Raw genomic sequence first — 24,421 nt, 5'->3', positions numbered from 1 at the left:
TTGGTCAGATCACGATAAAAGCGAAAAGCTCGTGCCGAGACGGCGCTCTTACGGTGAATGCGCATGGCCCGCAAACCGCGCCAATCCATACGGCGCCAACGGAATGTCCGGGGCTTCACCCGCCATCATCTGATCAATCAACCTACCCGTCACCGGCCCTTGCGTCAGGCCGAGGTGACCGTGACCGGTTGCCAGGTAGATTTCCTCATCGGGCAGCTTGTCGATGATCGGCAGCGAATCCGGAGTGCAGGGGCGATTGCCCGCCCACTCCGCTTCCGGTTCGCCGGATAGGCCTGGAAACAGTGCCCGGGCTTCCGGATCCAGACGGCGGATCAGGTGGAAATGCGGGTCGCGCCCCAGCGCGGTCAGTTCCTTGATGCTGGTCATGCGCACGCCCTGTTGCATCGGCGACAGCACCATATAACGCTCCGCCCAGAGCGTCGGACGCCGCACGACGTCGCCTTGATGGCGATACATCAGGTGATAGCCACGTGCCGGGATGACCGGCACTTTCGTTCCAAACGGCGCGAGCAGGCGATTGCTCCAGGCACCGGCGGCCAGCACTACTTTGCCCGCGTGCACGCTGCCGCGATCAGTGATGACCTCGTAGCCACCGCCTTCATTGCGTATCTCCGAAGCGGTGGCGATCAACGCACCCGCGCCTTGCGAAACCAGGTGATCGAACAAGTGGCGGCAAAATGCGCCCGGATCGCGCATCGCCAGCGAATCGCGCTGGAACACCGCTTGTTGGAATCGGTCGCCAATGCCCGGTTCGAGATCGCGCAACTGCGGGCCATCCAATACATCGAACGCCACGCCATGCTGCCGCATCAGTTCGCGTTCCCATGCGCCTTTTTCGAAAGTCGCCGCTTCGCTGTAGACGTGCAGATAACCTGTGTGCGCAATCAGCGAAGTGGCGCCGATGTCTTCGCCGAGCTCCAGCCATGCGCTACGCGAAGCGGTGTTGATGGCGTGCAGCGCGCCGATGATGGGCAGGACTTTGCCACGCCGCCCCTGCTGTAGGAACTCCAGCAGCCACCGTGCGTAAGCCGGCGCGACACCCCAATCAAGCTTCAGCGGCGCCAACGGATTGGCCAGCATGCGCAATGCCTTCCAGACGATGCCTGGTGTGGATTGCGGCATGACATTGCCGACCGATATCGAACCCGCGTTGCCGAACGAGGTTTCCCCCGCCGGCCCCTTGGCGTCGATCAGCACGCACGACAGACCGCGCCTGCGCAGGTAGTAAGCGGCAGAAAGTCCGACGATGCCGCAGCCGATCACCGCCACGTCGGCCACACGCGGCGGATTGTTCTGGGAAGGAGAATTCATTGCACGGGAATATCGTAGGCGGTGTGGGGCGTCGGCTCGGGCTGCAACGTGTAATGCCACCATTCCATCGGATAGTTGCGGAAACCATGGCGCGCCATGGCGTCGATCAGCACGTGGCGGTTCGCACGTTGTGCTTGGGTAATGTTGGAATGGTCCGTGTTGGCGCGGGCATCGAAGAAATCGAACGCGGTGCCCATATCCAGCTCCGCACAATCGTTGCCCACGCAGCGCACAACCGTCAGATCCACGGTAGCGCCGCGGCTATGGCCGGAACTCTCGGCGATGTAGCCACCACCCAGTAGCGTGTTCTTGTCGAGATTGGGGTAGTACGTCGGCTTGGTGCGCTGATCGTCTAGGTCCGCCGCCCAGGCCACGAAATGCTTTACCGAACGCACCGGCCGATAGCAGTCGAAGATCTTCAGCGCCAGCCCTTGCCGGCGCAGATCCTGCTCGACTTTCTGCAGGGCTTCGGCGACCGGGCGCAACAAGTAGCACTTCGGCGCCAGATAACCACGCACCTTTTCGCCCACGAAGTTCTCGCTGCCCGCGTAGCGGATATCCAGATGGATATCCGGCACCAGGGTCGCGATGTCGATCAGTCCGGCTTCCTCCAGCGTAGTCGCCGGGGACACCTGCACCGGTTTGGCGGCTACTGCGCGCACCGGCATCCAGACGATTGCCAACAGCAGACAGGAAAGCAAAGGACGGCACATATCAGCGACAGTCGCCCACGCGAGTGAAGTCAAGATCGGCATAGTCGTAACTGAAATCCGCATCGGGGTCGACATGCGACAGCTTAAGCCGGATCGGCTGCGACGACTCGGCGCTGGCGAAATCCAGCCAAGGTTCCGCGTCCACGCTGACCTCATCCCAATCCACCAACCAGCGTGAGCCGACGCGCATGACGGTACCCGTCAGCATCGGTGACCGGGGAGCATGGAAGCGTATCTTCCCATCCTCGGCACAAAGCGATACTTCACCGAACCAGGGATCCTTGTAGCGTCCAAGCCAACGGCGAAATTCGTCGAGTTTTGCAATCTTGCGCGCTGAAGTATCCGCAACCGATCGCTTTTCCTTTTCGGCCGCCTTTTCGCGAGCGACTGATTCGGCGTAATGCGCTATCGACACGGACTGCCCTGGCGCCGTGTAGTGCTTGGCCAGCACTTGTCCCAACACGACCCGGGCCTCGTCACCTTCGCCATTGGTCAGTATCACGATGCCGACCTTGCGATCCGGCAGCAGGATCACCGAGGAATACATGCCAGCCAGGCTACCGGTGTGCGCGACTTTCCATGTGCCATCCACGTCGGAAAGCCGCCAGCCATAGCCATAAGCTGAGAAGTGGCTGTTGTCCCAGTCACGCATGCGCTGCGTCACCGGCATCGGCATATGCGGTGTCCACACCGCTTTGCGTTGTTCCGCCGATAGCCAGGCAGGTTGGCGATCCTGCGTCAGCCACATGCCCACCCACGTCAGCATGTCGTTGAGGCTGCAGCGGATGCCGCCGGCCGCCATTGAAGTGATGTTGGGAACCACATCGCCGTCCTGGCGTATGACGCGGTTGCCCGCCGGCGTGCGCATGTGCGGCTGCGCGACGTTGCCAACCTCAGTGCGATTCCATTCGCCGACCTGGCACCGGCTCATTCCAAGAGGTTGGAACAGCTCGCGCCTGACCAGCATTTCATACGGCTCGCCCGCTGCCGCCGCGGCCACTTCACCCGCCACCACATACAACAGATTGTCGTAGGCGTAGTGCGAGCGGAAGCTGTGCGTGGGCTTGAGATGCGCCAGCCCGGCAATGATGTCTTTCCGAGTGAAATGATTCGGCTCCGGCCACAACATCAGGTCGCCGGCACCCAACCCCAAGCCACTGTTGTGGATCAGCAGATCTCGCACCTGCATCTGCTGCGTGACCCAATGGTCGTGCATGCGGAACTGCGGCAGGTACTTGGTTACAGGGTCATTCCACTTCAACTTGCCGGCATCGACCAGCCTCGCCAGCACACCGGCTGTCATCGCCTTGCTGTTGGACGCGATCTTGAAAAGAGTGTCGGCGTTGATGGCCTCGCCGCTGCCGGCGACTGTTTCACCGGCGGTACGCGAGTAGGCGATCTTGCCGTCTTCGATGATGCCTACCGCTAGACCAGGCAGTTGATAGCGCGCGTAGGTATCGTCGAACGCCACGTCGGCTCGAACCGAATCCAACGCGGCGGCGGAAAAAGAAATCCCTGCCAGCAGCAGGCAGGGAAGGAGGGAAGTCACGCAACGTCTTGTAATAGGCATACCGGAGTCCATGCGCCTTTCCGCGGGCAATCCGGCATATACCGGATTGCCCGCGCCGATCAGAAGTTCCAGCTCACCACCAGGCTTGCGTAGCGCGGCGATTGCCAAACTGTGCCTTCTCCGAAATAGGGAAGCCGTTCGCCGGGCGTCCTCTCATAACGGGAATGCACGTTGATCTCCGTCTGATCGTTGAGCAAGTTGTACACCGACAAGCGTGCTTTCAAATCGATGCCTTCTACGGGCAGAGTCCAGGTCACGTTTACACCCACGTTGTAGACCCAAGGCATGCGGCCGAACGCGCCGCGCTCTGTATAGACCAGTTCCCGAGTCGCCCAGTTCGAGCAGTTCGCCACGCACAGCCAGCCCGAACCGCCGCCGCTGAATTCACCTGGACCGCCCGCGCTGCGGTTGTCGTTGGGCCAGACCACACCATAGGCGGTGATCGGTCCACCGGACCGCGCAGAAACCGTGGTGCCAAAGCTCCACATTTCATTGAGTTTGTAGCTGCCCCGCAGCTTGATCTGGTGACGGAAGTCGTTGAACAGCACGCCGTAGCGCTCGTTGACCGCCGGATGGTCGTAGTACTGCACCAAGTTGGTGTCCGCATATCCAGTATCCGAGTTCACCGGGCCTTCTATATTGCCTTCGGTCTTGGACCACAAATAGCTGGCATTGAACGCCCATTTATCATCCCATGCGCGATCAAGCTGGAACTCGACCGCCTTGTAGGTGCGCCGCGGCTTCTTGTAACCCATGATCGCGCCGCTGCCGCTCGCCCTGTAACCATCCTTCGACGAATCGAAGCTCACCCAATCATTTGTATCCGGGCACCATAAGGTCGCGCTTTCTCCGGGATTTATGATCGGCCAGTCCCCGGAGTACCAGGGGCAACCTTCCACGTGATTGATGCGCGCGTCTTCCACTGCGCGCGTCACCTTGCGATAAGTGGCATTCACGCCATACGACCACGCCGTATTGATCGCCTGCTGGAAGCCCAGGATGAACTCATCCTGGAAGACCTGCTTCAGGTCGCGGTCGACTGCGGTGCGGACATCATCGGGCGGCGGGGCGTTCCCGTCGGTATTGACCGGGCCAATCTGGGCGCCGAGGTCCGGGGCAAGATAGGTGGCGCCAGTAATCGGGTCGGCCCTCTCGACCCAACCATTGAGCACATAGTAAGTGTGCTCATCGGTAGTCCCGCCGCCGAAATAATCAGTGAGCTTGTTGGTCAGTGGCAGATAGTAGCGGCCTGCGTTGCCAAATATCTTCGTCGTGCCGTCGCCCTTCATATCCCAGCTGAAACCGAGGCGCGGGGAAACCATGTCGCTGAAGTCAGCCTTGGCGAAGGTCGCGCCCGACGCGAGCTTATTGTGGAACTTGTCGAATCGCAGGCCGAGGTTAAGGAGCAAATTGGGAGTGACGCTCCAGTTGTCTTCAAGATAGAACGCCTGCGCCTCGGTCGTGACCGGCGAACCTGTGATGTAGCGGCGCGCGTCGATGATACGGTTGACGCCAGCAGGAACCACGGCGTCGTTGGGGAGCAGGGCGCCAGGTGTTGTCGCTTGCGCTTGATAGCTCACACCGTCGCCTGGATACACCACCGAGCTTTCGGAATCCATCACTTCTTGGTCGAAACCAAATCTCAGCAGGTGATCGCCAAGCGTCCACTCAAAATCGAGGCGTGCGGCTTCGCGCTTGTCGTACCGACTGCTGATACTGGTATTGGTCGGGTGGCAACCTTCTTGCGTGGTGGCCGGGCCAAACGCGGTGGTGTAGTTGCCCGCGCGGGTGACGATGCTGCAGTGAGCGTCCCACGGACTACCGCCGATGGAGCTGCGCTTATTCACGCCATACATCGCCTTGGCGGCAAAATTGTCCGTGAAATGTCCTGTATAGGTGGCCGACCAGTTGTCGCCACCAGAGCCAGCAGTGCTCTCACCGGTTTTATCGCCTCGCTCACCGGTGTCCCAGGTGTAGTCGTAGGTGCTGGTGACCGAATCAGACTTGTCGGAGAAAGCAAGCAGTTCCAGCGAATGGTCGTCGTTGATGCGCCAATCGAGCTTGGCACCCCAGAAGTCATTGTTGCTATTGGTAATGAACGCCTCGGTGGTATCGATGTCCTTCGAATCGCTTTCGCGGTTTTCGTACATGGCGAAGAAGAACAGCTTGTCCTTCACTATAGGGCCGGAAGCCCATACGTTGGTTTTGAATAACGGATTTTCGTCGCGACTGGTGCGATCCCGCTCATCAAGCGTTCCGTCTCTGTGGAAATGATCTTCCTTGGACGATTCCCAGGCCGAGGGTTCCACCGTCACTTCCATGCCGCCGCGAAATTCGTTGCCACCAGAACGAGTTATGGCGTTGATGACACCACCGGTACTGCGACCGAACTCCGCCGAGTAGCCACCGGTCTTGATCTGAAACTCCTCGTAGAAAGCGAACGGGACCGACGAAAAACCTTGCCGGCGATAAGGATCCGTCACGTTCAATCCGTTGATGTAAACGACGTTCTCGGCCACGGACGAGCCGCCGAACGTGAGGCCGCCAAAGGTGGCACCGGAATCCACCACGCCTGGCGCGAGTAGCGCGACAGACGTCAGATTCTGATCCACCGGCAATCTGCCTAGGTCCTCTCGGCTGATATTGGTCGCCGTTTCCGTGGAGCGCACATCGACGCGGTTCACGATGCGCGAACCGACTACTTGGATCGTATCCAGGCTTACCGCGCCCGCACCGGCCAAGTTGACGGTGGTGGTTCCACCCAGCGACACGCTGATGGAGATCGGCTCACCGCCGCTGGGGACCAAGGTGTAGTTGCCCGGCGGCAACTGTGCCACCCGGTAAGTGCCTTCTTTGCCGACGGTCACCGTGCGGCTCAAACCAGTAGCGGTGTTGGTTATCGTGATCTGTTGACCGACTTCTGCGCGTCCCGCCACCGCGCCAGTCACGCTCTGTGCAAACGTCATCGGCGCCATGGAACCCAGGCACGCGCCCAACGCGAGGCACAGTGCCGCTTTACGAATAATCTTGCCCTTCATCCCCGCTCTCTCCTGCTAAGGTTTTGGTTGAGTCCCGCCCGTCTACCGGTTGCTGCTCTTCGATGGCAGCATCGTCCATTCGAACTTGTAGTCCCATTGATCGAAGTAGAGATTGCCGCCTCTCCACTCCGCTTCGCCGCGCTGCGAATCCACGGTTTCCGACCGGAAGTGCCGCTTGGCCGGAACCAGTTCGCGTGAATAGTCGTCGTTGAATGCGATGCGATATGCGTCCAGCCCGCCCAGGTAGAACCACTGCAGCGCGGGGTCTTCGGATTTGAGTTGACCGGTGGTCACATCCATCGGCACCCAGCCGTAAGGCGCCAGGTAGAGCCAACCCCAGTCGTGCATGTTGTCGTAGCCGACGGTTTTATCTGAGTAAGTCCAACCGGACTGCCAGCGCGCGGGAATGCCGTTGAGGCGCAGCAGCGCCATCAGCAACAAGGTTTGTTGCCCGCAGTCGGCGTGGCCCGCGTGCAACGCGTAGTCGCTGATATTGGAAAGCGTCGAGTACTCGCGAGCGCCCGCCCAGGGAATGCGGTCCACCGCGGCAAACAGCTTCTGCGCGATGCGATAAGGATTGGTTTCATCGCCCACGACGTCCGCGGAAAACTTGCGCAGTGCGTCGGAGAAGACGATATGCGGCGGACGCTCGGCGACGTACTCGGCCAGCGCGGGAGTGATTTCCGTGCGGGTGACCTTGTCCGGATCGATATCGAAGTGGCGGCCGTAGACAGTCAGCTCATAGGTGATGGAGAACTCGGTGGGCTGGCCGGTCTTTGCCGGCGTTTCCAAGTAAACGGTGCGTTGCAGCGTGGATTCCGGCGCGATTTGCGGCTGCGCCGGTGTGCTGCCGATGAAACGAATATCTTCCTGCTGGCCCGGAATGGCGCGCGGGTAAGGAATCCAGGCACGAACGGTTTCGCCGGCGGGCACGGCGTCGGCATCCACGGTCAGCGATTGAGTGACCTGCAGCCGCCGCGGCGCAACGCTGGTTGCGCCACTTGCCCGTGCAGCAGCCAGCACTTCGGCATGGTGCGGATGGAGTTGCTCGAACGGGCCTGTAGTGAATGGCCGTACCGGCGGTGCGCGGCGCGCGGCGGCTTGGGGGCTCAACAGAAATAGATTGGACACCGACCGTTTGAAGTAGCGATTTTCGCCATCGATCTGCAGGCGTTCGATCAACCCTTGTGCATCCCAGGCCTGGAACTCTTCCGTTTTCAAATCGGGAATCTGCTCGCGCAAGCGCTGAAGCACGTCGCTTTCACTGAGAGTGAAATCCAGCCGGATGCGTCGCATTCGTTCGCGTTCGAATTCCAGTGCACGGCGCTTATCCGCTGGCAGATTGGGATCGTCCAGCGCGAGACCGATCTGACGATCCGCCTCGCCGAATCGGCCGCCATCCACCTGCATGATTACTTGCTCCAGGTCACCCCGCTGCAGCCCGGTATTTGCATCGCTGCCCGCGAAAGCTGGACCGGCCAGGAGTAACATCGGCGTCAGCAGCACACACAGCGACATCACCGGCCCTGCTCCCCAGCAGGTCCCGCGATAGCGTCTGAATGGCAGGTCCCTGCTGGCTTCCACGTCGAAACACCCCTAGCCGACTGGTCACGTTTGTGTAACACGGCCTGAACTTGTGGTCAATAATTTATTCTTGATTTTTTCGGCTTAAGAAGTAAATATTCCTGGCAACCGGCGGGCGGCCCTCTTCAGAGTGGCCAGATCGGTCGGTTTTTGCCGGCGGGCGCGAGGGGAAAACACATGAGCGACACCATTCGGCCCAACCGGGCCATGGAATCCTGGGGCGGGAATCCCGCTGCGGCTATGTCGGCAACCCAGTCCGAGGCCTGCGGTTGGCGCGTTGCATCACGCCGACTGCGCCGGCTCCTGCCACTGATGCTCCTGCTGGCGGCTGGCGCTCCCGCTCTAACCCAGCATGTACTCGCCAAGCCACCCGCAGCGACCGCCGACCAGGTGCCCGCCGTCATCGGTGTGCGCGATACACAGCTGAGCGCCGACTACTGGATCAAGCGCCAGGACAAACCGAACCGCCTCATCCTGGATCAGGAAGCGATCGCGGCGCAAAACGCTCGCCTGAAAAGCAGCGATCCTTCCGTGCACGATATCGAGGGCCTGCCGGCTGTCTTTACCGCTCCACAGGTACGCGAATGGGTCGGCAAGATCTCCACGGCACCGACCCGAACACTGTTCGACGAACGCGGCGCGGAAGTATCCGCAAGTGCACTGTCCGCCATCGCCGGCAACACTGCGTTGGATGCCGTCGCTGCACAGACGACGGCGCGTCATGGCTTGGTCGTGCACCGGGCCGATCTGCGCACCTTTCCTACCCGCATGCGCGTCTTCAGCACCCAGGGCGATACGGACATCGATCGCTTCCAGGAAAGCGCGCTGTTTCCTGGGACGCCGGTAGTGGTGGTCCATGAAAGCCGCGACGGCGGATGGCTGTTCGTGATCAGTTCGCTGTACGCGGCTTGGATCGAAAAGAAGTACGTGGCCTTGAGCGAACCCGCCACGGTCTTCGCTTATGGCAGCAAATCGCCGTCGCTGATCGTCACCGGCGCCACCGTGCGTACGGTCTACACGCCCGAGCAGCCCGAGGTTTCCGAGCTGCAACTGGACATGGGCGTGCGCGTGCCGCTGCTGGCGGATTGGCCGGCGAATGAAGCGGTAAACGGCCAGCATCCGTACACTTCGTACGTCATCGAGCTTCCTATTCGCCGCGACGATGGTTCATTGGCATTGGTGCCGGCGCTACTGCCCAGAACCGCCGACGTCGCCACGCAATACCTGCCGCTGACACCGGCCAACCTGTTGAAGCAGAGCTTCAAGTTCCTGGGCGAACGCTACGGCTGGGGCCATGCGTACAACACCCGGGATTGCAGTGGTTTCGTATCCGAGATCTATCGCAGTTTTGGCGTGCAGTTGCCGCGCAACACGCGCGACCAGGGCGTCAGTCCGGCGCTCAATCGCATTGCCTTCTCCGAAAGCGACAGCCGCGAGAAGCGCCAGGCCGTACTGAAGACATTGCAGGTTGGCGACCTGATCTACATCCCCGGACACGTGATGATGGTGATCGGCCAGGAGAACGGCGACACCTATCTGATCCACGACACCACCGGCATCACCTATCGCAGTCGCGACGGCGAGCTGGTGCGCGCGCCACTGAACTCGGTCGCGGTAACGCCGTTGCAACCCTTGCTGGCCAATAGCGAACAGACCTTCGTCGACCGCATCTACAGCATCCAGAGAATTCGTCCCTAGGACTTCCATGAAGATTACCGATATCCAGTTGGGCATGCTGCGCGTGCCGCTGAAGACGCCGTTCAAGACCGCGCTGCGCACCGTCGATACCGTGGAGGACATCGTCGTCATCATGCACACCGACAGCGGCCATGTCGGTTATGGCGAAGCACCGGCCACGGCGGTGATCACCGGTGATACGCATGGCTCGATCATCGAGGCGATCAGCAAGGTCATCCGCCCGCGCTTGATCGGCCAGGAAATCGCCAATCTCAATCACATCACCCAGCTGATCCAGACCTCGCTGGAGCGCAACTTCAGCGCCAAGGCAGCGGTCGAGATCGCGGTATACGACCTTTTCGGCCAGCTCTATGGCGCGCCGCTGTACAAGATCCTGGGCGGCGGCGACCCGGTCATCACCACCGACATCACCATCAGCGTGGATTACATCGACAAGATGGTGGCCGATTCCATTTCCGCGGTGGAGCGCGGTTTCGAGTCGCTGAAGATCAAGGTCGGCAAGGACATCGGCCTGGACATCGAACGGGTGAAGGCGATCTATTCGGCGGTGGAAGGGCGAGCGCTGCTGCGGCTGGACGCCAACCAGGGCTGGACCGCCAAGCAGGCGGTGTTCGCGATGAACAGCCTGGAAGAGGCCGGCGTGGTGCTGGAGCTACTGGAACAGCCGGTGAAAGCGCAGGATATCGCCGGCCTGAAGTACGTCACCGACCGCGTGCACACACCGGTGATGGCCGACGAAAGCGTGTTCGGCCCCACCGAAGTCATCGACCTCATCAAGATGCGCGCGGCCGATATCATCAACATCAAGCTGATGAAGACAGGCGGCATTTCCAACGCCATCCGCATCGCCGATATCGCGTCGCTGTACGGCGTGGAATGCATGATCGGCTGCATGATCGAGACCAGCATCAGCGTGGCCGCCGCGGTGCATCTGGCGGTCGCCAAGTCCAATGTGATCACCAAGGTGGACCTGGACGGTCCATCGCTGTGCCGCTTCAATCCGGTCGAAGGCGGAGTGATCTTCAACGAGTCGGAGATCTCCATTACCGACGCACCGGGACTGGGCATCCGTGAAATCCGCGGGCTGGAACCGATCGCCAGTTGAGGTCGGCCCGGCCATGCCGTTGGTGAGATCAAGGTTTGTGAGATAAGGTCCCGACATGCCCCCTTTGGTCAAAATCCGATCCGAACGCGACCAGATGTCGGCCATCGAGCGCCGCATTGCGGACTTCATCCTGGAAAACGCGCACCTGCTGCGCGACTACTCGTCGCAGCAGCTGGCCAGTGCGCTGGGCATCAGCCAATCGAGCGTGGTCAAATTCAGCCAGAAGATCGGTTTCAAGGGCTACCCCGATCTCAAGTACTCGGTCGGCGCAGCGGTCGCGCGTAATGGCGCGACGGAAGAATTCGCACCCACGCCGGCCGCCGCCAAGGACGATTTCGAACATCTGGCCGAAGGCCTGCGACTGAGCAAGATCGCCGCGGAAGAAGAAACCCGGCTACTCAACTCGCGCGCATCGTTGGAACAGGTCGTCGGCCTGTTGGATAACGCCGACAAGGTGTTCGTCTGCGGTCTGGGCGAAGACGGCTTGTATGCGCGCGAATTCGCCCTGCGGCTTTCCCTGCTCGGCATGATGACGGTGCACCATACCGATCCCGTGCTGATGATGGCCAATCTGTCGACCGTCGGCGGCAGCGATACGCTGCTGGTGTTTTCCGAACATGGCGCATTGCCGGCGCTGTCGCAGATCAGCCGCCAGTTCCAGCACTGCCAGGGCAAGGTCATTTCGATCACCCGCCACACCGCCAATCCGCTGCGGGCGCATGCGGATGCGGCGTTGGTGATCTCGGCGCATGACCCCGTCCCCTATCGCGAACAGATCCTTTACCGTTCAGCGCTGCAGCATCTGCTGGACTTGGTGTACGTGCTGCTCTGCCAAACCAGTCACGGCAGGCGCGAGCAACTGGATATCAACCTGGAACGCATGCAGCACATGATTCACTCCTGATCGATCCGCAGGACCTTGTCCGAAGAGAGGAATGCTTTGTCACGCCATCACCTGCTCCATCCGGCTTTCCTCCGCAGCGCGGCTTTTCTGCGCAGGCACTTCCATCTCCTCTTTCTTGCCGCTTCATTGAGCACCATGACCGGCGCCACTTTCGCCGCCGATGTGGTGCCGTCCACATCTCGGCAGTTGGTGGTCGTCACCGTACCCGCCTGGGACAGCGACAACGGCGTGCTGCGGAAGTTTCAGCGCGACGGCATGGATGGACGTTGGACGGAAGTGGACGGGCCGACCGCAGTCACCATCGGACGCGCAGGCGCGGCCTGGGGCCGTGGCATGCATCCGGCACAGCCGTCCGGACCTCAAAAGAAGGAAGGCGACGGACGGGCCCCCGCCGGCGTGTTCGCGATTGGCGAAGCATTTGGTTATGGCGAGCGCGTCGCGACCGGCTTGACCTACGCGCCGATGCAGCCGACGCAGTACTGCATCGACGTGGCGGATTCTCCGCTGTACAACCGGATCGTCGACACGCGTGCCGTCGGCGAAGCCGCAATTGCAGGTTCCACCGAACCAATGCGGCGCGACGTGCATGTGAATGGCGATGCACGTTACAAACTCGGTTTCATCATCCAGCACAACCCGGACCATGTAGCCGGTGGCGGTAGCTGCATCTTTGCGCATCTGTGGAAAGCCGAGGGAGAAGCCACCGCCGGTTGCACCGCCATGGCGGAGCCGGCCATGCGTGGACTGTTGTCCTGGTTGCAGGAAGACAAGCGGCCGGTATTCGTGCTGCTGCCGGAGGCGGAGTACGCACGTTGGCAGGTGGCTTGGCGGCTACCGGCGCTTGAAGGAGCGCAGCCATGAGCGACCCCATGACTTCCACTGTCGCAGCTTCATCCGCACAACCCGAGCTGGTCCGCGTCGTCAGCCGCTGGCAGATCGTCGGCCTGGCCATTAACGATGTGATCGGCAGCGGTATCTACCTGCTGCCCGCAGCCACCGCCGTGCTGCTGGGGCCGGCGAGCTTATGGGCCGTGCTGCTGGCGGGATTGGCGGTGGCGTTGCTGGTGCTGTGCTATGCGCAGGCGGCGAGCTACTTCGACGAACCGGGCGGCAGCTATCTGTACGCACGCGAAGCTTTCGGGCCGTTCGTGGGTTTTGAGATCGGCTGGATGGTCTGGTTGACCCGCATTGCCTCGGCGGCGGCGTTGAGTAATGGCCTGGCAGATGCGGTGGCGCGCTTCTGGCCCGCGGCTGCCGACGGCGTCGCGCGCAATGTCGTGATCGTCGGTTCGCTGGGCGTGTTGACGTTGATCAACGTCATCGGTGTCAAATCCGCTGCGCGCACTGGCGTGGCGCTGGTCATCGGCAAGCTGCTGCCGTTGCTGTTGTTCATCGGCATCGGCGTGTTCTATGTCGACTGGTCGTTCGCGCTTTCCGGGGAACCGCCACCGCTGCGCAACCTGGGTGAGGCCGCCTTGCTGTTGATGTTCGCCTACGCGGGTTTCGAGAACATCCCGGCCGCGGCGGGCGAGTTCAAGAATCCGCGCCGCGATGTGCCGTTCGCACTGCTGACCATGATCGCGACCGTCACGCTGATCTATGCCGCCGTGCAACTGGTGGCGCAAGGTACATTGCCGGGACTGGCGCAGTCGGCGACGCCATTGGCCGACGCGGCTTCGCGCTTCAGTGGCGAAACCCTGGCGCTGATCCTGACGGTTGGCGCGACCATTTCGATCCTGGGCACCAACAGCAACACCATGCTGTTCGGACCACGCGTGCTGTACGCGCTGGCCCAGGATGGTTTCGGACCGCGGCTGCTGGCAAGCATCCATCCGCGCTTCCGCACGCCGGCGGCCGCCATCATCACCCAGGGTACGTTGGCACTGCTCCTGGCGCTGTCGGGTTCGTTCGTGCAGTTGGCGATGTTGTCGGTGGTGGCGCGTCTGTGCGCCTATATCGGCACGACGCTATCGGTGCTGGTGCTGCAAAAGCGGCATGGCCGCCGCGACGGCGCACTACAGCTTCCGGGCGGACCATTGATTCCGATATGCGCGTTGTTGCTGTCGCTGGGTTTGCTGGCTAGCGCTACGATCAATAACTTGATTGCTGGTGCGGCGGCGTTGGTGTTAGGGGCAGTTATTTATCTCTTTCAGCGCAAGACTGTTTGAGGTTTCTGCAGATTTTCTAGCTCGTTGGCGCTGGCGCGGACGGTTCATCGGAGTTGATGATCTACGCGCTTGCAGCGGTGCCGAACGAGCACAAATACTCAAGACAAACATGATCGCCCCAACGCCCTAATCGTCCCACTCCCGCTCCATCTCCCGCAAAGCCTTCGCATACTCGCGATCATGCTCGGCGCGGTCTTTCAACCATTCGCGATAATCCTCGGCTTCGGCCTTGTCGCGTTCCCGCCAATATTCTTCCTCGGCCTTCGTGCTTTCGCGCGCGTATTCGGCATCGCGCTTCCTGGCCTCGCGCTCCCATTCGTCCTGGCGCTTGACGTCCTCTCGCGCCCATTCGGCGAACTTCTTTTCGCGCTCGTAGGGATCGTCCGCGAACGCGGGAGGAACCCACGACAACGACGTGAGCAGGGTTATGGCGACTAAGGGAATTAGCTTCATGGCGATAATCCGGCCGGACTGTGAGCGGATAATCCGTCTGTTCGGCTGAATGAAACCTTGGCGTGAACTCCGCGGTAATCATCACCCTCCTGCCTTTACCTGAGCCGAGTTTCTACGCGGTGTGAATTTCGTGTGAGCAAATCAATCTTGCCGGTTACTCGGCTTGCGAGAACGACAGCTAACCGGCTCGCTTGAACCGGCTGCGCACACGGGCTACGGTATGCATACCAACCTGACGGGCGACGTGGCAACGCGTCGCCCTTTTCCATGTTTCCACCCTAAAACAAGAGATCTTATGAACACTCAACACGCCAGCGGCCTACCTCCTTCACTGATCGTGTCCAGCCGCGACTTCGATCGCCTGGAGGCTTTGTTGGAATCGCCCGCGCTGCGCCAGCAACCCGCCGCCATCGCGTTGATGGACGAACTCAGCCGCGCCGAGGTTCGGCCGCCGGAACAGATTCCGGACACCGTCATCACCATGCACTCCACCGTCGATTTCATCGATGAGATGACCGGCGAGCATCATCACCTTACGTTGGTCTACCCCAACGAAGCGGATGTGGAAAAAGGCCATGTCTCGGTGCTTGCTCCTGTCGGCAGCGCCTTGCTTGGTTTGTCGCTTGGCCAAACCATTCATTGGGAAGCGCCCGGTGGCCGCCATTTGCAACTTCGCGTCACCGGGATTCGCTATCAGCCGGAAGCGAGTGGAGAGCTCGCGCGCTGACCGCGCTGATTATGGGGACGCAGGAGTCCTGCGTTGCGATGCACGTCTTTCGCGTACATCGCCAAGCGCCGTCTGACAGCTTCGCGACAGAAGCGAAGAGCTCGCGCCGGGGACGGCGCTCCTACAAGAGCCAAGGCAGCCGCAGCACCTTCTGCAGGGTCACGTCCTTCTTCCGCCCTTGTAGGAGCGGCGTCCCGCCGCGAGCTCTTCCTCGGACCTGCCGCGGTATAGGTCACGCCTTGTTGCCCTGCAAACACGATGTCATGCTTGAGGAGCAAGATTAGGCGCCAGTTCGCTGGCCCCGGCACCCCGGATTCGCTGCGAATTTGACGCCATCTTTACGATTCAGCCCGGCAACACGCGCCACGGCCGAAGATGCCTTGCGTCGACGTCACCCTACGCCAAGCCATGTAGGGTGGCTCGGACGCGATCAGAAGCGACTTAGGGCTTTCCTCGCTCCACGATTCGTGAATTGCATACATAACCTCTTGCGATCTACCGACTAATCTTTAGCACCGACAACGAAGTAGTAGTACCGACCGCACTTGCGGTTCTCGACCGCGATGCCGATCCAGCCAGCCGGGTGCCTGTGCCCACCAGCCGAGGAGAGTCATAGACGTGGACAGCAACAAAAACTCCTTCACCATCACCCGGCGTGAATTACTCAAGGCGGGCGCCACCTCGGCGGCGGCCTTGGCGGCACCTTCGGCCACGCTAGCACAAGGGACGGACAGCACCCCGCAAGCGCCGGTCATCTCGAAAGTGTCTTTCGAGGTGAACGGAAAAGCTGAAACCCTGGAACTGGATACCCGCACCTCACTGCTCGACGCACTGCGGGAACATCTGCATCTCACCGGCACCAAGAAAGGCTGCGACCACGGCCAGTGCGGCGCCTGCACGGTGATGGTCGATGGGCGAAGGATCAACGCGTGCCTCACCTTGGCGGTCATGCATGAAGGCGCACGCGTCACCACCATCGAAGGCTTGGGTACTCCCGACAAGCTGCACCCGATGCAGGCCGCCTTCATCAAGCACGACGGCTATCAATGCGGCTATTGCACACCAGGGCAGATCTGTTCGGCGGTGGCGGTGCTGGACGAAATAAAAGCCGGCATCCCCAGCCTGGCCAGCACTGAAATCACCGCGAAGCCAAGGATCACCGAGGACGAAATCCGGGAACGCATGAGCGGCAATATCTGCCGCTGTGGCGCTTACTCCAACATCATCGAGGCGATCACCGAAGTAGCCGGGAGGACCGCATGAAGGCCTTTACCTACGAGCGGGCGAGTTCGCCGGCCGAAGCCGCGGCCGCGGCCGCGCGCACGCCTGGCGCCAAGTTCATTGCCGGCGGCACCAATCTGCTGGACCTGATGAAGCTTGAAGTTGAGACGCCCCGTCACCTTATCGACGTCAATGGCCTGAAGCTCGAAAAGATCGAGCCTACGCCTGAAGGAGGACTGCGAATCGGAGCACTGGTGCGCAACACCGATCTGGCCGCCGATGAGCGCGTGCGCCGTGACTACGGACTCGTGTCGCGAGCGTTGGTGGCCGGCGCCTCTGGACAGTTGCGCAACAAGGCGACCACCGCCGGCAACCTGCTTCAACGCACCCGCTGCCCCTACTTCTACGACACCCATCAACCGTGCAACAAGCGCCTGCCTGGCAGCGGGTGCGGCGCGATCGGCGGTTTCAGCCGGCAGCACGCGGTGGTGGGCACGAGCGATGCTTGCATCGCCACTCACCCCAGCGACATGGCCGTCGCCATGCGCGCCCTGGATGCCGTCGTTGACACCGTGCGGCCGGACGGCTCTACGCGGAACATTCCCATCGCCGATTTCTACCGGCTGCCAGGCACCACACCACACCTGGAGAACGTGCTCGACAAGGGCGAGCTGATTACCTCGGTCACGCTACCCAAGCCGTTGGGCGGTACGCAGATATATCGCAAGGTTCGCGATCGTGCCTCTTATGCCTTTGCGTTGGTGTCGATAGGCGCGGTGATCCAACGCGACGGAACCGGACAAGTCGCCGTGGGTGGCGTGGCGCACAAGCCCTGGCGAGTGGAGGAAGCGGAAGCGGAGCTGCCGCGTGGCGCGAAAGCGGTAACGGATCGTTTGTTCGCGGAAGCCAAGCCGTCGCCACAGAACGAGTTCAAGCTGCTGCTGGCGCAGCGCACGCTTAGCGCGGTGTTGCTTGAGGCCAAGGGGTGATGCCATGAAGTTCGATACGCCTGCCACCAACAATCCGATCGACCAGCTGAAGATCATCGGCAAGCCGACCGACCGCATCGACGGACCTTTCAAGACCACGGGCACCGCGGCTTATGCCTATGAGCAACGCGAGGCCATCGCTAATCCCGCGTATGGCTATGTACTGGGTGCGGGCATCGGAAAAGGCCGTATCGCTTCGATGGATACGGACATTGCCAAGCGTGCGTCCGGTGTCCTGGCCATTGTCACCGCGGCGAATGCCGGTCCGCTGGGCAAAGGCAACTTCAATGTCGCGACGCTCCTGGGTGGTCCGGATATCGAGCACTATCACCAGGCCATCGCGTTGGTCGTTGCGGAGAGCTTCGAGCAGGCCCGTGCCGCCGCGTCGTTGATCCGGGTGAAGTACGAGCGGGGCCGTGGCGCTTTCGACCTGGCCAAGGCGAAGGATTCTGCCGCAGTGGCTACCGACCCCAATTCAAAGGACTATCGCGCGGACACCACCGTCGGCGATTTTTCCGGCGCGTTCGCTGCCGCACCGGTCCAGCTGGATGCTACCTATCACACGCCAGACCAGTCGCACGCCATGATGGAGCCGCATGCCTCCATCGCAGCCTGGGAAGGCGAAAAACTGACGTTGTGGACGTCCAACCAGATGATCAACTGGGGCCGCGGCGATGTGGCGAAGACGCTCGGCATCCCTACGGAGAACGTTCGCTTGATTTCGCCCTATATCGGCGGCGGTTTCGGCGGCAAGCTGTTCGTACGCTGCGACGCATTGCTGGCGGCGCTGGGCGCACGCGCTGCCAAGCGGCCAGTCAAGGTCGCGTTGCCTCGGCCGCTGATGGCCAACAACACCACGCACCGTCCCGCCACGATCCAACGCATCCGCATTGGTGCGAATCGCGACGGCAAGATCACCGCCATCGGTCATGAGAGCTGGTCCGGAGACCTGCCCGGCGGCGGACCGGAGAATGCGATTCAACAAACGCGGCTGCTCTATGCCGGCGCAAACCGCATGACGGCTACGCGGCTGGCGGTGCTCGACCTGCCCGAAGGCAACGCCATGCGCGCACCGGGCGAGGCGCCTGGCTTGATGGCGCTGGAAATCGCGATCGACGAAATGGCCGAGAAGTTGGATCTCGACCCTATCGAGTTCCGCATCCTCAACGATACCCAGGTGGATCCCGAACATCCCGAGCGTCCGTTCTCGCAGCGTCAACTCAACGAATGCCTGCGTACCGGTGCCAAGCGTTTCGGCTGGAGCAAGCGCAACCGCGAGCCCGGGAAAGTTCGTGACGGGCGCTGGCTGATCGGCATGGGCGTGGCGGCGGGATTCCGCAACAACCTGGTGATGAAGTCCGCGGCGCGCGTGCGGCTGGATCCACGCGGGATCATCATCGTGGAAACCGATATGACGGATATCGGCACGGGTAGCTACACCATCATCGGGCAGACCGCGGCCGAGATGATGGGTGTGCCTTTGGACCGCGTGGTCGTGCGCCTGGGCGACTCGGATTTTCCCGTCTCCGCCGGATCGGGCGGCCAGTGGGGCGCCAACAGTTCGACTGCGGGTGTCTACGCGGCGTGCATGAAACTGCGACAGGCAATCGCGCAGAAGGTAGGCATTAGCGCGGAAGACGCCACATTCGCCGATGGCCGGATATCGGCCGGCAGCCGCAGCATGCCGCTTGGCGAAGCGGCGGCGGCAGGTGAGATCGTGGCGGAAGACGTCATGGAATACGGTGATTTGACCAAGAAATTCCAGCAATCCACGTTCGCCGCGCATTTCGCTGAAGTTGGTGTCGATATGGCCACCGGCGAATCGCGAGTTCGCCGCATGCTGGCCGTCTGTGCAGCGGGGCGAATCCTCAATCCAAAAGCGGCGCGCAGCCAGGTGATCGGTGCGATGACCATGGGTATAGGTGCGGCCTTGTCGGAAGAACTCGCCGTCGACAAGCGCCTGGGCTTCTTCGTCAATCACGATCTGGCGGGCTACGAGGTGCCCGTGCACGCGGATGTCCCGCATCAGGAAGTGATCTTCCTGGACGAGGCGGATGCCGTTTCTTCGCCAATGAAAGCCAAGGGCGTGGGTGAGCTGGGTCTCTGCGGCGTCAGCGCGGCGATTGCCAATGCGATCTACAACGCCACGGGTGTGCGCGTTCGCGAGTATCCGATCACATTGGACAAGTTGTTAGCGAAATTGCCCGTTATGGCTTGATATTCATGCAAGAGCTCGCGCCGGGACGGCGCTCCGCGCCCAGATGGCGAACAGCCGAGCTCTATCGCGACCCGAAAGAAGAGCTCGCGGCGGGACGCCGCTCCTACAATGATGCCGACCCGCTCTCCGTCTTGCGATTCGTGCGCACAGCGCACGCTACGTATGCACGCCGTTCGCATCTTCTTTCAAATACAAAACGTCGTAATTTTGAAAAGAGGATGAAACACATCGCCCGCTAGCATGTTTGTTCGCCACCGTTGGGTGGCGTTTCTTTATCTGCTGACGGGATTTTGATGAATCGCATTACGTGCAACAAGAACCGGCTATCTGCCTGCATCCCGGGAATCTTAGCGCTCGCTGCAGCGAGCCAAGCCATCGCAAACGAAGCTGCCTCCAGTGCGGACGCTTCGGTCAGTACACTCGACGCGGTTCGGGCAGTGGCGGACTACGGCTACCAGCCGGTCGACGTAAAGAAAGACGCGGCAACAATCGTCGATTCGGTCACCTACAGCGATATCGAAGCGCCGACCGGCGACAACTCCATCGCTTCCATGCTCATCCAGGTCCCTGGCGTCAGCTATGAAGGCGACGGCGACGAGCCGCGCTACATCACTATCCGCGGCATTTCCTCGGACTTGAACGTCACCACGTTGGACGGCCTGACCTTGGCCACTACCGGCGAGAACGGCAGCGGCACGCGCCGGGTGAACCTGCAGCTGGTACCCAGCGACATTTCCGAGCGTGTGGATGTGTTCAAGACCTTCACCGCCGAGCAGGACGCGGCCGCCATTGGCGGTGCCATCGACATCGTCACGCGCTCGGCGTTCACCACGTCAAGTCCGTACTTCATGGTGGATGGCTATGGCATCTATTCCGACTTCGCCGGGCCGGAAGGCGAGAACGCCGGCGGTACGACAAAGTCGCATTGGGGAAAAGGCCTGAAGACCGCCTTCGCCCAGCGCTTCGGGGCTGACGATCAATTCGGCGTGGTGTTCACCGGGCGCTACCAGGACCGCGTGCGCAACTCCAACAAGAACTGGCCGGACACCCGCACCTACTTCAACGCCGCTGGAGCGCCGATCGCCAATCCCGATCCTGCACTGGGCTGGGACGGCAAGAACTCGCTCACCAAGTTCGCCTACGGCGACTACAGCAACGTGATCACCAACAAAGGGGCATCGCTAAAGTTCGAATGGCGGCCACGCGAGGATGTGTCTTCGTTCCTGATGGGTTACGCGTACAACCGGCGCGAGTCTTCGACGATGAACTCCACCGACCTGATCGGCAACCCGCGCGGCGTAACCGAGCGCACCCAGAATACCGGCAGGGTCGAGGTGGACTACATCCAGTCGACGCTGCGTTACAACCAGTGGGACCGCACCGCCAGCGGCGCGATCTCGGGCCTGGACTGGCGTCTGTCGGACCTGTCGGAACTCTCCTTCCGCGCCGGATACACCAAGGAAACCTATAGCGACCTGGAGCCCTACGCGCAGGTGCGCACGACACCGGACGACCAGTACTACACCTACCGGATGGACCAGCTGCCGCAGATGACGTCGTACCTGGGCAACGCTTTCGCCAACCGGTACTCGTTACGCGCGGCCCGCATCACCGACAACCACGCGCAAGAGAACGTGCTGGACGCGCGCGTGGACTACGCCTACAACGTCGCACCGGGTGCGCTGGGATTCGGTCTGAAAACCGGGCTGGAATGGCGCCGTCTGCGGCTGGGCAAGGACATAGAAAGTCTGCGCTACGCCATCGGCGGCGATGTCACCGGCTACATGTACGACCCGGACTACTCGCACTACGGCAGCAATGGCCTGCGCGTGCCATGGCTCAACTACGACCGCTTCTGGAGCAACGGCGTGTCTGGCCTGGCGGTCGACCAGGCCGCCACGCGCCTGAACAGCAGGATCGGCGACTACTACTATCAGGAAGACGTCGCCAACGCCTATCTGTCGCTGCATTACGCGACCGACGCCACCCACTACATCGTGGGCTTGCGCTACGACGACACTTCCTTCGACGGCCGCACGCCACTGACCGTCAATGGCGTGCTCAGCGAGCAGTACGCGCGCCCCAGCGGCGAGTACAAGAGCTGGCTGCCTTCGTTCAACGTGGTCCACGACTTCAACGATTACTGGAAGGCGCGTGCCGGCTTCAGCCGCACGATCGGTAGGCCGACGCCGGGTCACATCGCGCAGGCCGAGAGCGAGACCTGCGGCGAAGAAGGCACCGGCTGCACCATCACCCGCGGCAACCCGGACCTGAAGCCACGCCGCGCGAAGAACTACGACGTTGCGCTGGAGCGGTACTTCGATGGCAGCAACGCGCTGATCGCACTGACAGCGTTCCGCAAGGAAATCGCAGACGACATCTTCACTCTGACCGTCGAGCAGGAAGAAGACGGCGTGGTGAACCGCATCCGGCAGCCGATGAATGCCGATGAGTCGACGGTGCAAGGGTTGGAACTGTCGCTGGTCAATCGTTCCTTCGCTTTTCACCCGAACCTGGGCGCGTCGCTCAACGTCAGCCGGTTGGACGGTGAGATGAGCTACGTTACCGACACCGAGCGCCGCACCATCGAGCAGATGCAGTACCAGCCTGGTTGGATGGCGAACCTGACGCTGACCTATAGCATCCCGCAGATCCGCGGAACGGCGCGGTTGTCGGCCAACTATCAGGACGACTATCTCGCCTCTATCGGTTCCAACCAATGGAACGACAAGTTCTTCCGCCACAAGACCACGGTGGACCTGTCGTTCTGGCATCAGGTCGGTGATCGCTGGACGCTGAAGTACGAGTTCGACAACGTCCTCGATTCCAAGCCGCAATGGTTCTACGGCCGCGACGTGGATGGAACTATCTCGCAGGAAGATGAGTACGGCCAAAGCTTCTACGTGCATGTCATCTACGCGCTCGACTGGCCCCGGCGATGCCGTCCGACGGCGGCGCACCATACGGATAACCACATAATCGATTCACAACGTCGCCGCCTGCTACAAGCGCTGGGCCTTGGTACTGCCGGTGCCATGTTCGGCAACGCACTTATCGGACCGTCCGCATTTGCGCAAACCACGCCACGCAACCTGCTCGCCAACCCGGTTTTCGACACCGATCCTTTTCAGCTGGGCGTGGCGTCGGGCGAACCCGAAGCCGACGGCTTTGTGATCTGGACGCGCTTGGCGCCGAAGCCGCTCGAGCAAGGCGGCGGCATGGTCATGCGCCCGATGCCGGTCACCTGGGAGCTGGCGGAAGACGACGGGTTCCGCAAGGTCGTCAAGCGGGGTAGCACGCTGGCACACCCGGAATTGGCGCATTCGGTGCATGTCGAGATCGAAGGCCTGCCACCCGCGCGTCCGTATTGGTATCGCTTTATCGTTGGCGATGCGATCAGCCCCGTCGGCCGCGGCGCGACCCTGCCGGTGGCTACTGCGCGCGTGGATCGCGTGCGCTTTGCCGTGGCCGGCTGCCAGCACTACGAGGAAGGCCATTTCACCGCTTGGCGCCGGATCGCCGAGGAGCCGCTGGACTTCGTCTTCCACTACGGCGACTACATTTACGAAGGCGCTGACACCGGACCGGGCGAACGCAAGATGAGTGGCCGTCCGTTCACCAATCTGCGTCGCCACATCGGCGGCGAAATCTATTCCTTGGACGACTATCGCCGCCGCCACGCCCAGTACCGCAGCGATCGCGATCTGCAAGCCGCGCACGCCTCGGCACCGTGGTTCGTCAGCTTCGACGACCATGAAATCGACAACAACTGGGCGTCGGAGATCGACCAGGACGGCACGTCGCCCGAGTTGTTCATGCTGCGCCGCGCGGTCGGCATGCAGGCCTACTACGAGCACATGCCGCTGCGCCTGCGTTCGATGCCTCACAACGGCCACATGCAGATGTACCGCCGTGCCAGGTGGGGTGATCTGCTGCAAGCGCATTTCCTCGATTCGCGCCAATACCGCAGCGACCAGGTCAACGGTGATCGCGATGGCCCGCAGAACGCACTCGCAACCGACCCCAAGCGCAGCATGCTCGGTACGCAACAGGAAACTTGGCTATATGGCGGTTTGCAGCCAGATCATCATCGCTGGCACGTCCTTGCCCATCAGGTCGGCCTGGCCAACCTGGCGATGAAGCCGCGCGAAGGTGGCAGCGACCTCAACTATTCGATGGATCAATGGTCCGGGTATCTGGCCAGTCGCCGTCGTCTGCTCGGCCACATCCAACAGGCCGGGATGAAGAACGTGATCAGCGTCTGCGGCGATGCGCACCGCCACTACACCAGCGATCTGCTGCAGGACAACGAAGACTCCGGCGTTGTCTCCAGCGAGTTCCTCGCCGCTTCCATTACCTCGGGGTCGGACGGCGTGGGTGAAGACGATGACTTCACCCGCACGACCCGCAGCCTCAATCCGCACCTGAAGGCGATGACCGACAAACGCGGCTACATTCTATGCGATGTCACCCGCGACCAGTGGCAAGCCGACCTGAAGATCCTCGACCGAGTGATGGTGCCGGACGAGAAGATCAAGACGCACGCCAGTTTCGTCGTCGAGCGCGGGCGGCCCGGATTGCAGCGAGCGTGATGTGTCTCGTAGAGCGGAGCTGCGCTCCGCTACGGCCCCGAAGCAGTAGCAACGACGCCGTCGCAACGGCAGACGATAAGGAATAGCCGTTTGGAAGCGTTCCTCGTAG

At 61.6% G+C, this 24,421-nt stretch carries 16 protein-coding genes; 10 read left to right on the top strand and 6 right to left on the bottom strand.

Annotation, left to right across the window (positions count from 1 at the left end):
* Positions 1-48 precede the first annotated feature (48 nt).
* From AADW18_RS11255 to AADW18_RS11235, 5 genes are all read right to left on the bottom strand, one after another.
* On the bottom strand, positions 49-1,332 hold the full coding sequence (locus AADW18_RS11255) for an FAD-binding oxidoreductase (RefSeq protein ID WP_337343479.1): 1,284 nt from the start codon (positions 1,330-1,332) through the stop codon (positions 49-51).
* A complete protein-coding gene (locus AADW18_RS11250; RefSeq protein ID WP_337343478.1) occupies positions 1,329-2,045 on the bottom strand; it encodes a M15 family metallopeptidase in 717 nt (238 codons plus the stop codon). Before AADW18_RS11250 ends, AADW18_RS11255 begins: the two co-directional genes overlap by 4 nt.
* A gap of 1 nt (position 2,046) precedes the next feature.
* Positions 2,047-3,594, bottom strand: coding sequence for a serine hydrolase (locus tag AADW18_RS11245; RefSeq protein WP_337343477.1), 1,548 nt, complete (start codon positions 3,592-3,594; stop codon positions 2,047-2,049).
* Positions 3,595-3,674: 80 nt separating this feature from the next.
* The gene (locus AADW18_RS11240) at positions 3,675-6,653 is read right to left on the bottom strand and encodes a TonB-dependent receptor (protein WP_337343476.1); all 2,979 of its coding nucleotides are present in this window, start codon (positions 6,651-6,653) and stop codon (positions 3,675-3,677) included.
* A gap of 42 nt (positions 6,654-6,695) precedes the next feature.
* Positions 6,696-8,063: a transglutaminase domain-containing protein gene (locus AADW18_RS11235; protein WP_337343663.1), complete on the bottom strand. Its 1,368-nt coding sequence runs from the start codon at positions 8,061-8,063 to the stop codon at positions 6,696-6,698.
* A 351-nt stretch (positions 8,064-8,414) separates the two neighbouring features.
* Between AADW18_RS11235 and AADW18_RS11230 the strand changes: the two genes are divergently transcribed.
* The 5 genes from AADW18_RS11230 (at position 8,415) to AADW18_RS11210 (ending at position 14,112) form a co-directional block, all read left to right on the top strand.
* Positions 8,415-9,935, top strand: coding sequence for an SH3 domain-containing protein (locus AADW18_RS11230; RefSeq protein WP_337343475.1), 1,521 nt, complete (start codon positions 8,415-8,417; stop codon positions 9,933-9,935).
* Between the two features lie 7 nt (positions 9,936-9,942).
* Complete coding sequence (locus tag AADW18_RS11225; protein ID WP_337343474.1) at positions 9,943-11,040, top strand: dipeptide epimerase; 1,098 nt, start codon at positions 9,943-9,945, stop codon at positions 11,038-11,040.
* A 55-nt stretch (positions 11,041-11,095) separates the two neighbouring features.
* Complete coding sequence (locus AADW18_RS11220) at positions 11,096-11,944, top strand: MurR/RpiR family transcriptional regulator (protein WP_337343473.1); 849 nt, start codon at positions 11,096-11,098, stop codon at positions 11,942-11,944.
* A 135-nt stretch (positions 11,945-12,079) separates the two neighbouring features.
* The gene (locus AADW18_RS11215; RefSeq protein ID WP_337343472.1) at positions 12,080-12,805 is read left to right on the top strand and encodes a hypothetical protein; all 726 of its coding nucleotides are present in this window, start codon (positions 12,080-12,082) and stop codon (positions 12,803-12,805) included.
* A complete protein-coding gene (locus tag AADW18_RS11210) occupies positions 12,802-14,112 on the top strand; it encodes an APC family permease (RefSeq protein ID WP_337343471.1) in 1,311 nt (436 codons plus the stop codon). Before AADW18_RS11215 ends, AADW18_RS11210 begins: the two co-directional genes overlap by 4 nt.
* Before the next feature lie 126 nt (positions 14,113-14,238).
* Here AADW18_RS11210 and AADW18_RS11205 read toward each other — a convergent pair whose 3' ends face one another.
* Positions 14,239-14,565, bottom strand: coding sequence for an F-BAR domain-containing protein (locus AADW18_RS11205; protein WP_337343470.1), 327 nt, complete (start codon positions 14,563-14,565; stop codon positions 14,239-14,241).
* Positions 14,566-14,860: 295 nt separating this feature from the next.
* On the opposite strand from AADW18_RS11205, the gene rnk reads away from it, so the two are divergent.
* From rnk to AADW18_RS11180, 5 genes are all read left to right on the top strand, one after another.
* Positions 14,861-15,292 (top strand): nucleoside diphosphate kinase regulator, encoded by a 432-nt coding sequence (rnk, locus tag AADW18_RS11200; protein ID WP_337343469.1) that lies wholly within the window; start codon positions 14,861-14,863, stop codon positions 15,290-15,292.
* A gap of 618 nt (positions 15,293-15,910) precedes the next feature.
* On the top strand, positions 15,911-16,555 hold the full coding sequence (paoA, locus tag AADW18_RS11195; RefSeq protein ID WP_337343468.1) for an aldehyde dehydrogenase iron-sulfur subunit PaoA: 645 nt from the start codon (positions 15,911-15,913) through the stop codon (positions 16,553-16,555).
* Positions 16,552-17,502 carry a xanthine dehydrogenase family protein subunit M gene (locus AADW18_RS11190; RefSeq protein WP_337343467.1) on the top strand — a complete coding sequence of 317 codons (951 nt, stop codon included), beginning with the start codon at positions 16,552-16,554 and terminating at the stop codon, positions 17,500-17,502. Before paoA ends, AADW18_RS11190 begins: the two co-directional genes overlap by 4 nt.
* Positions 17,503-17,506: 4 nt before the next feature.
* On the top strand, positions 17,507-19,720 hold the full coding sequence (gene paoC, locus AADW18_RS11185; protein WP_337343466.1) for an aldehyde oxidoreductase molybdenum-binding subunit PaoC: 2,214 nt from the start codon (positions 17,507-17,509) through the stop codon (positions 19,718-19,720).
* Positions 19,721-20,013: 293 nt separating this feature from the next.
* Entirely contained in the window at positions 20,014-24,312 is a 4,299-nt protein-coding gene (locus AADW18_RS11180; protein ID WP_337343465.1) for a TonB-dependent receptor, read from the top strand.
* Positions 24,313-24,421 lie beyond the last annotated feature (109 nt).

The sequence above is a fragment of the Pseudoxanthomonas sp. CCNWLY206-1 genome, assembly GCF_039710385.1.
Classification (GTDB): Bacteria; Pseudomonadota; Gammaproteobacteria; order Xanthomonadales; family Xanthomonadaceae; genus Pseudoxanthomonas_A.
Note: the sequence above shows the minus strand (reverse complement) of the source record. Positions and strands in the feature narration are given on the sequence as shown.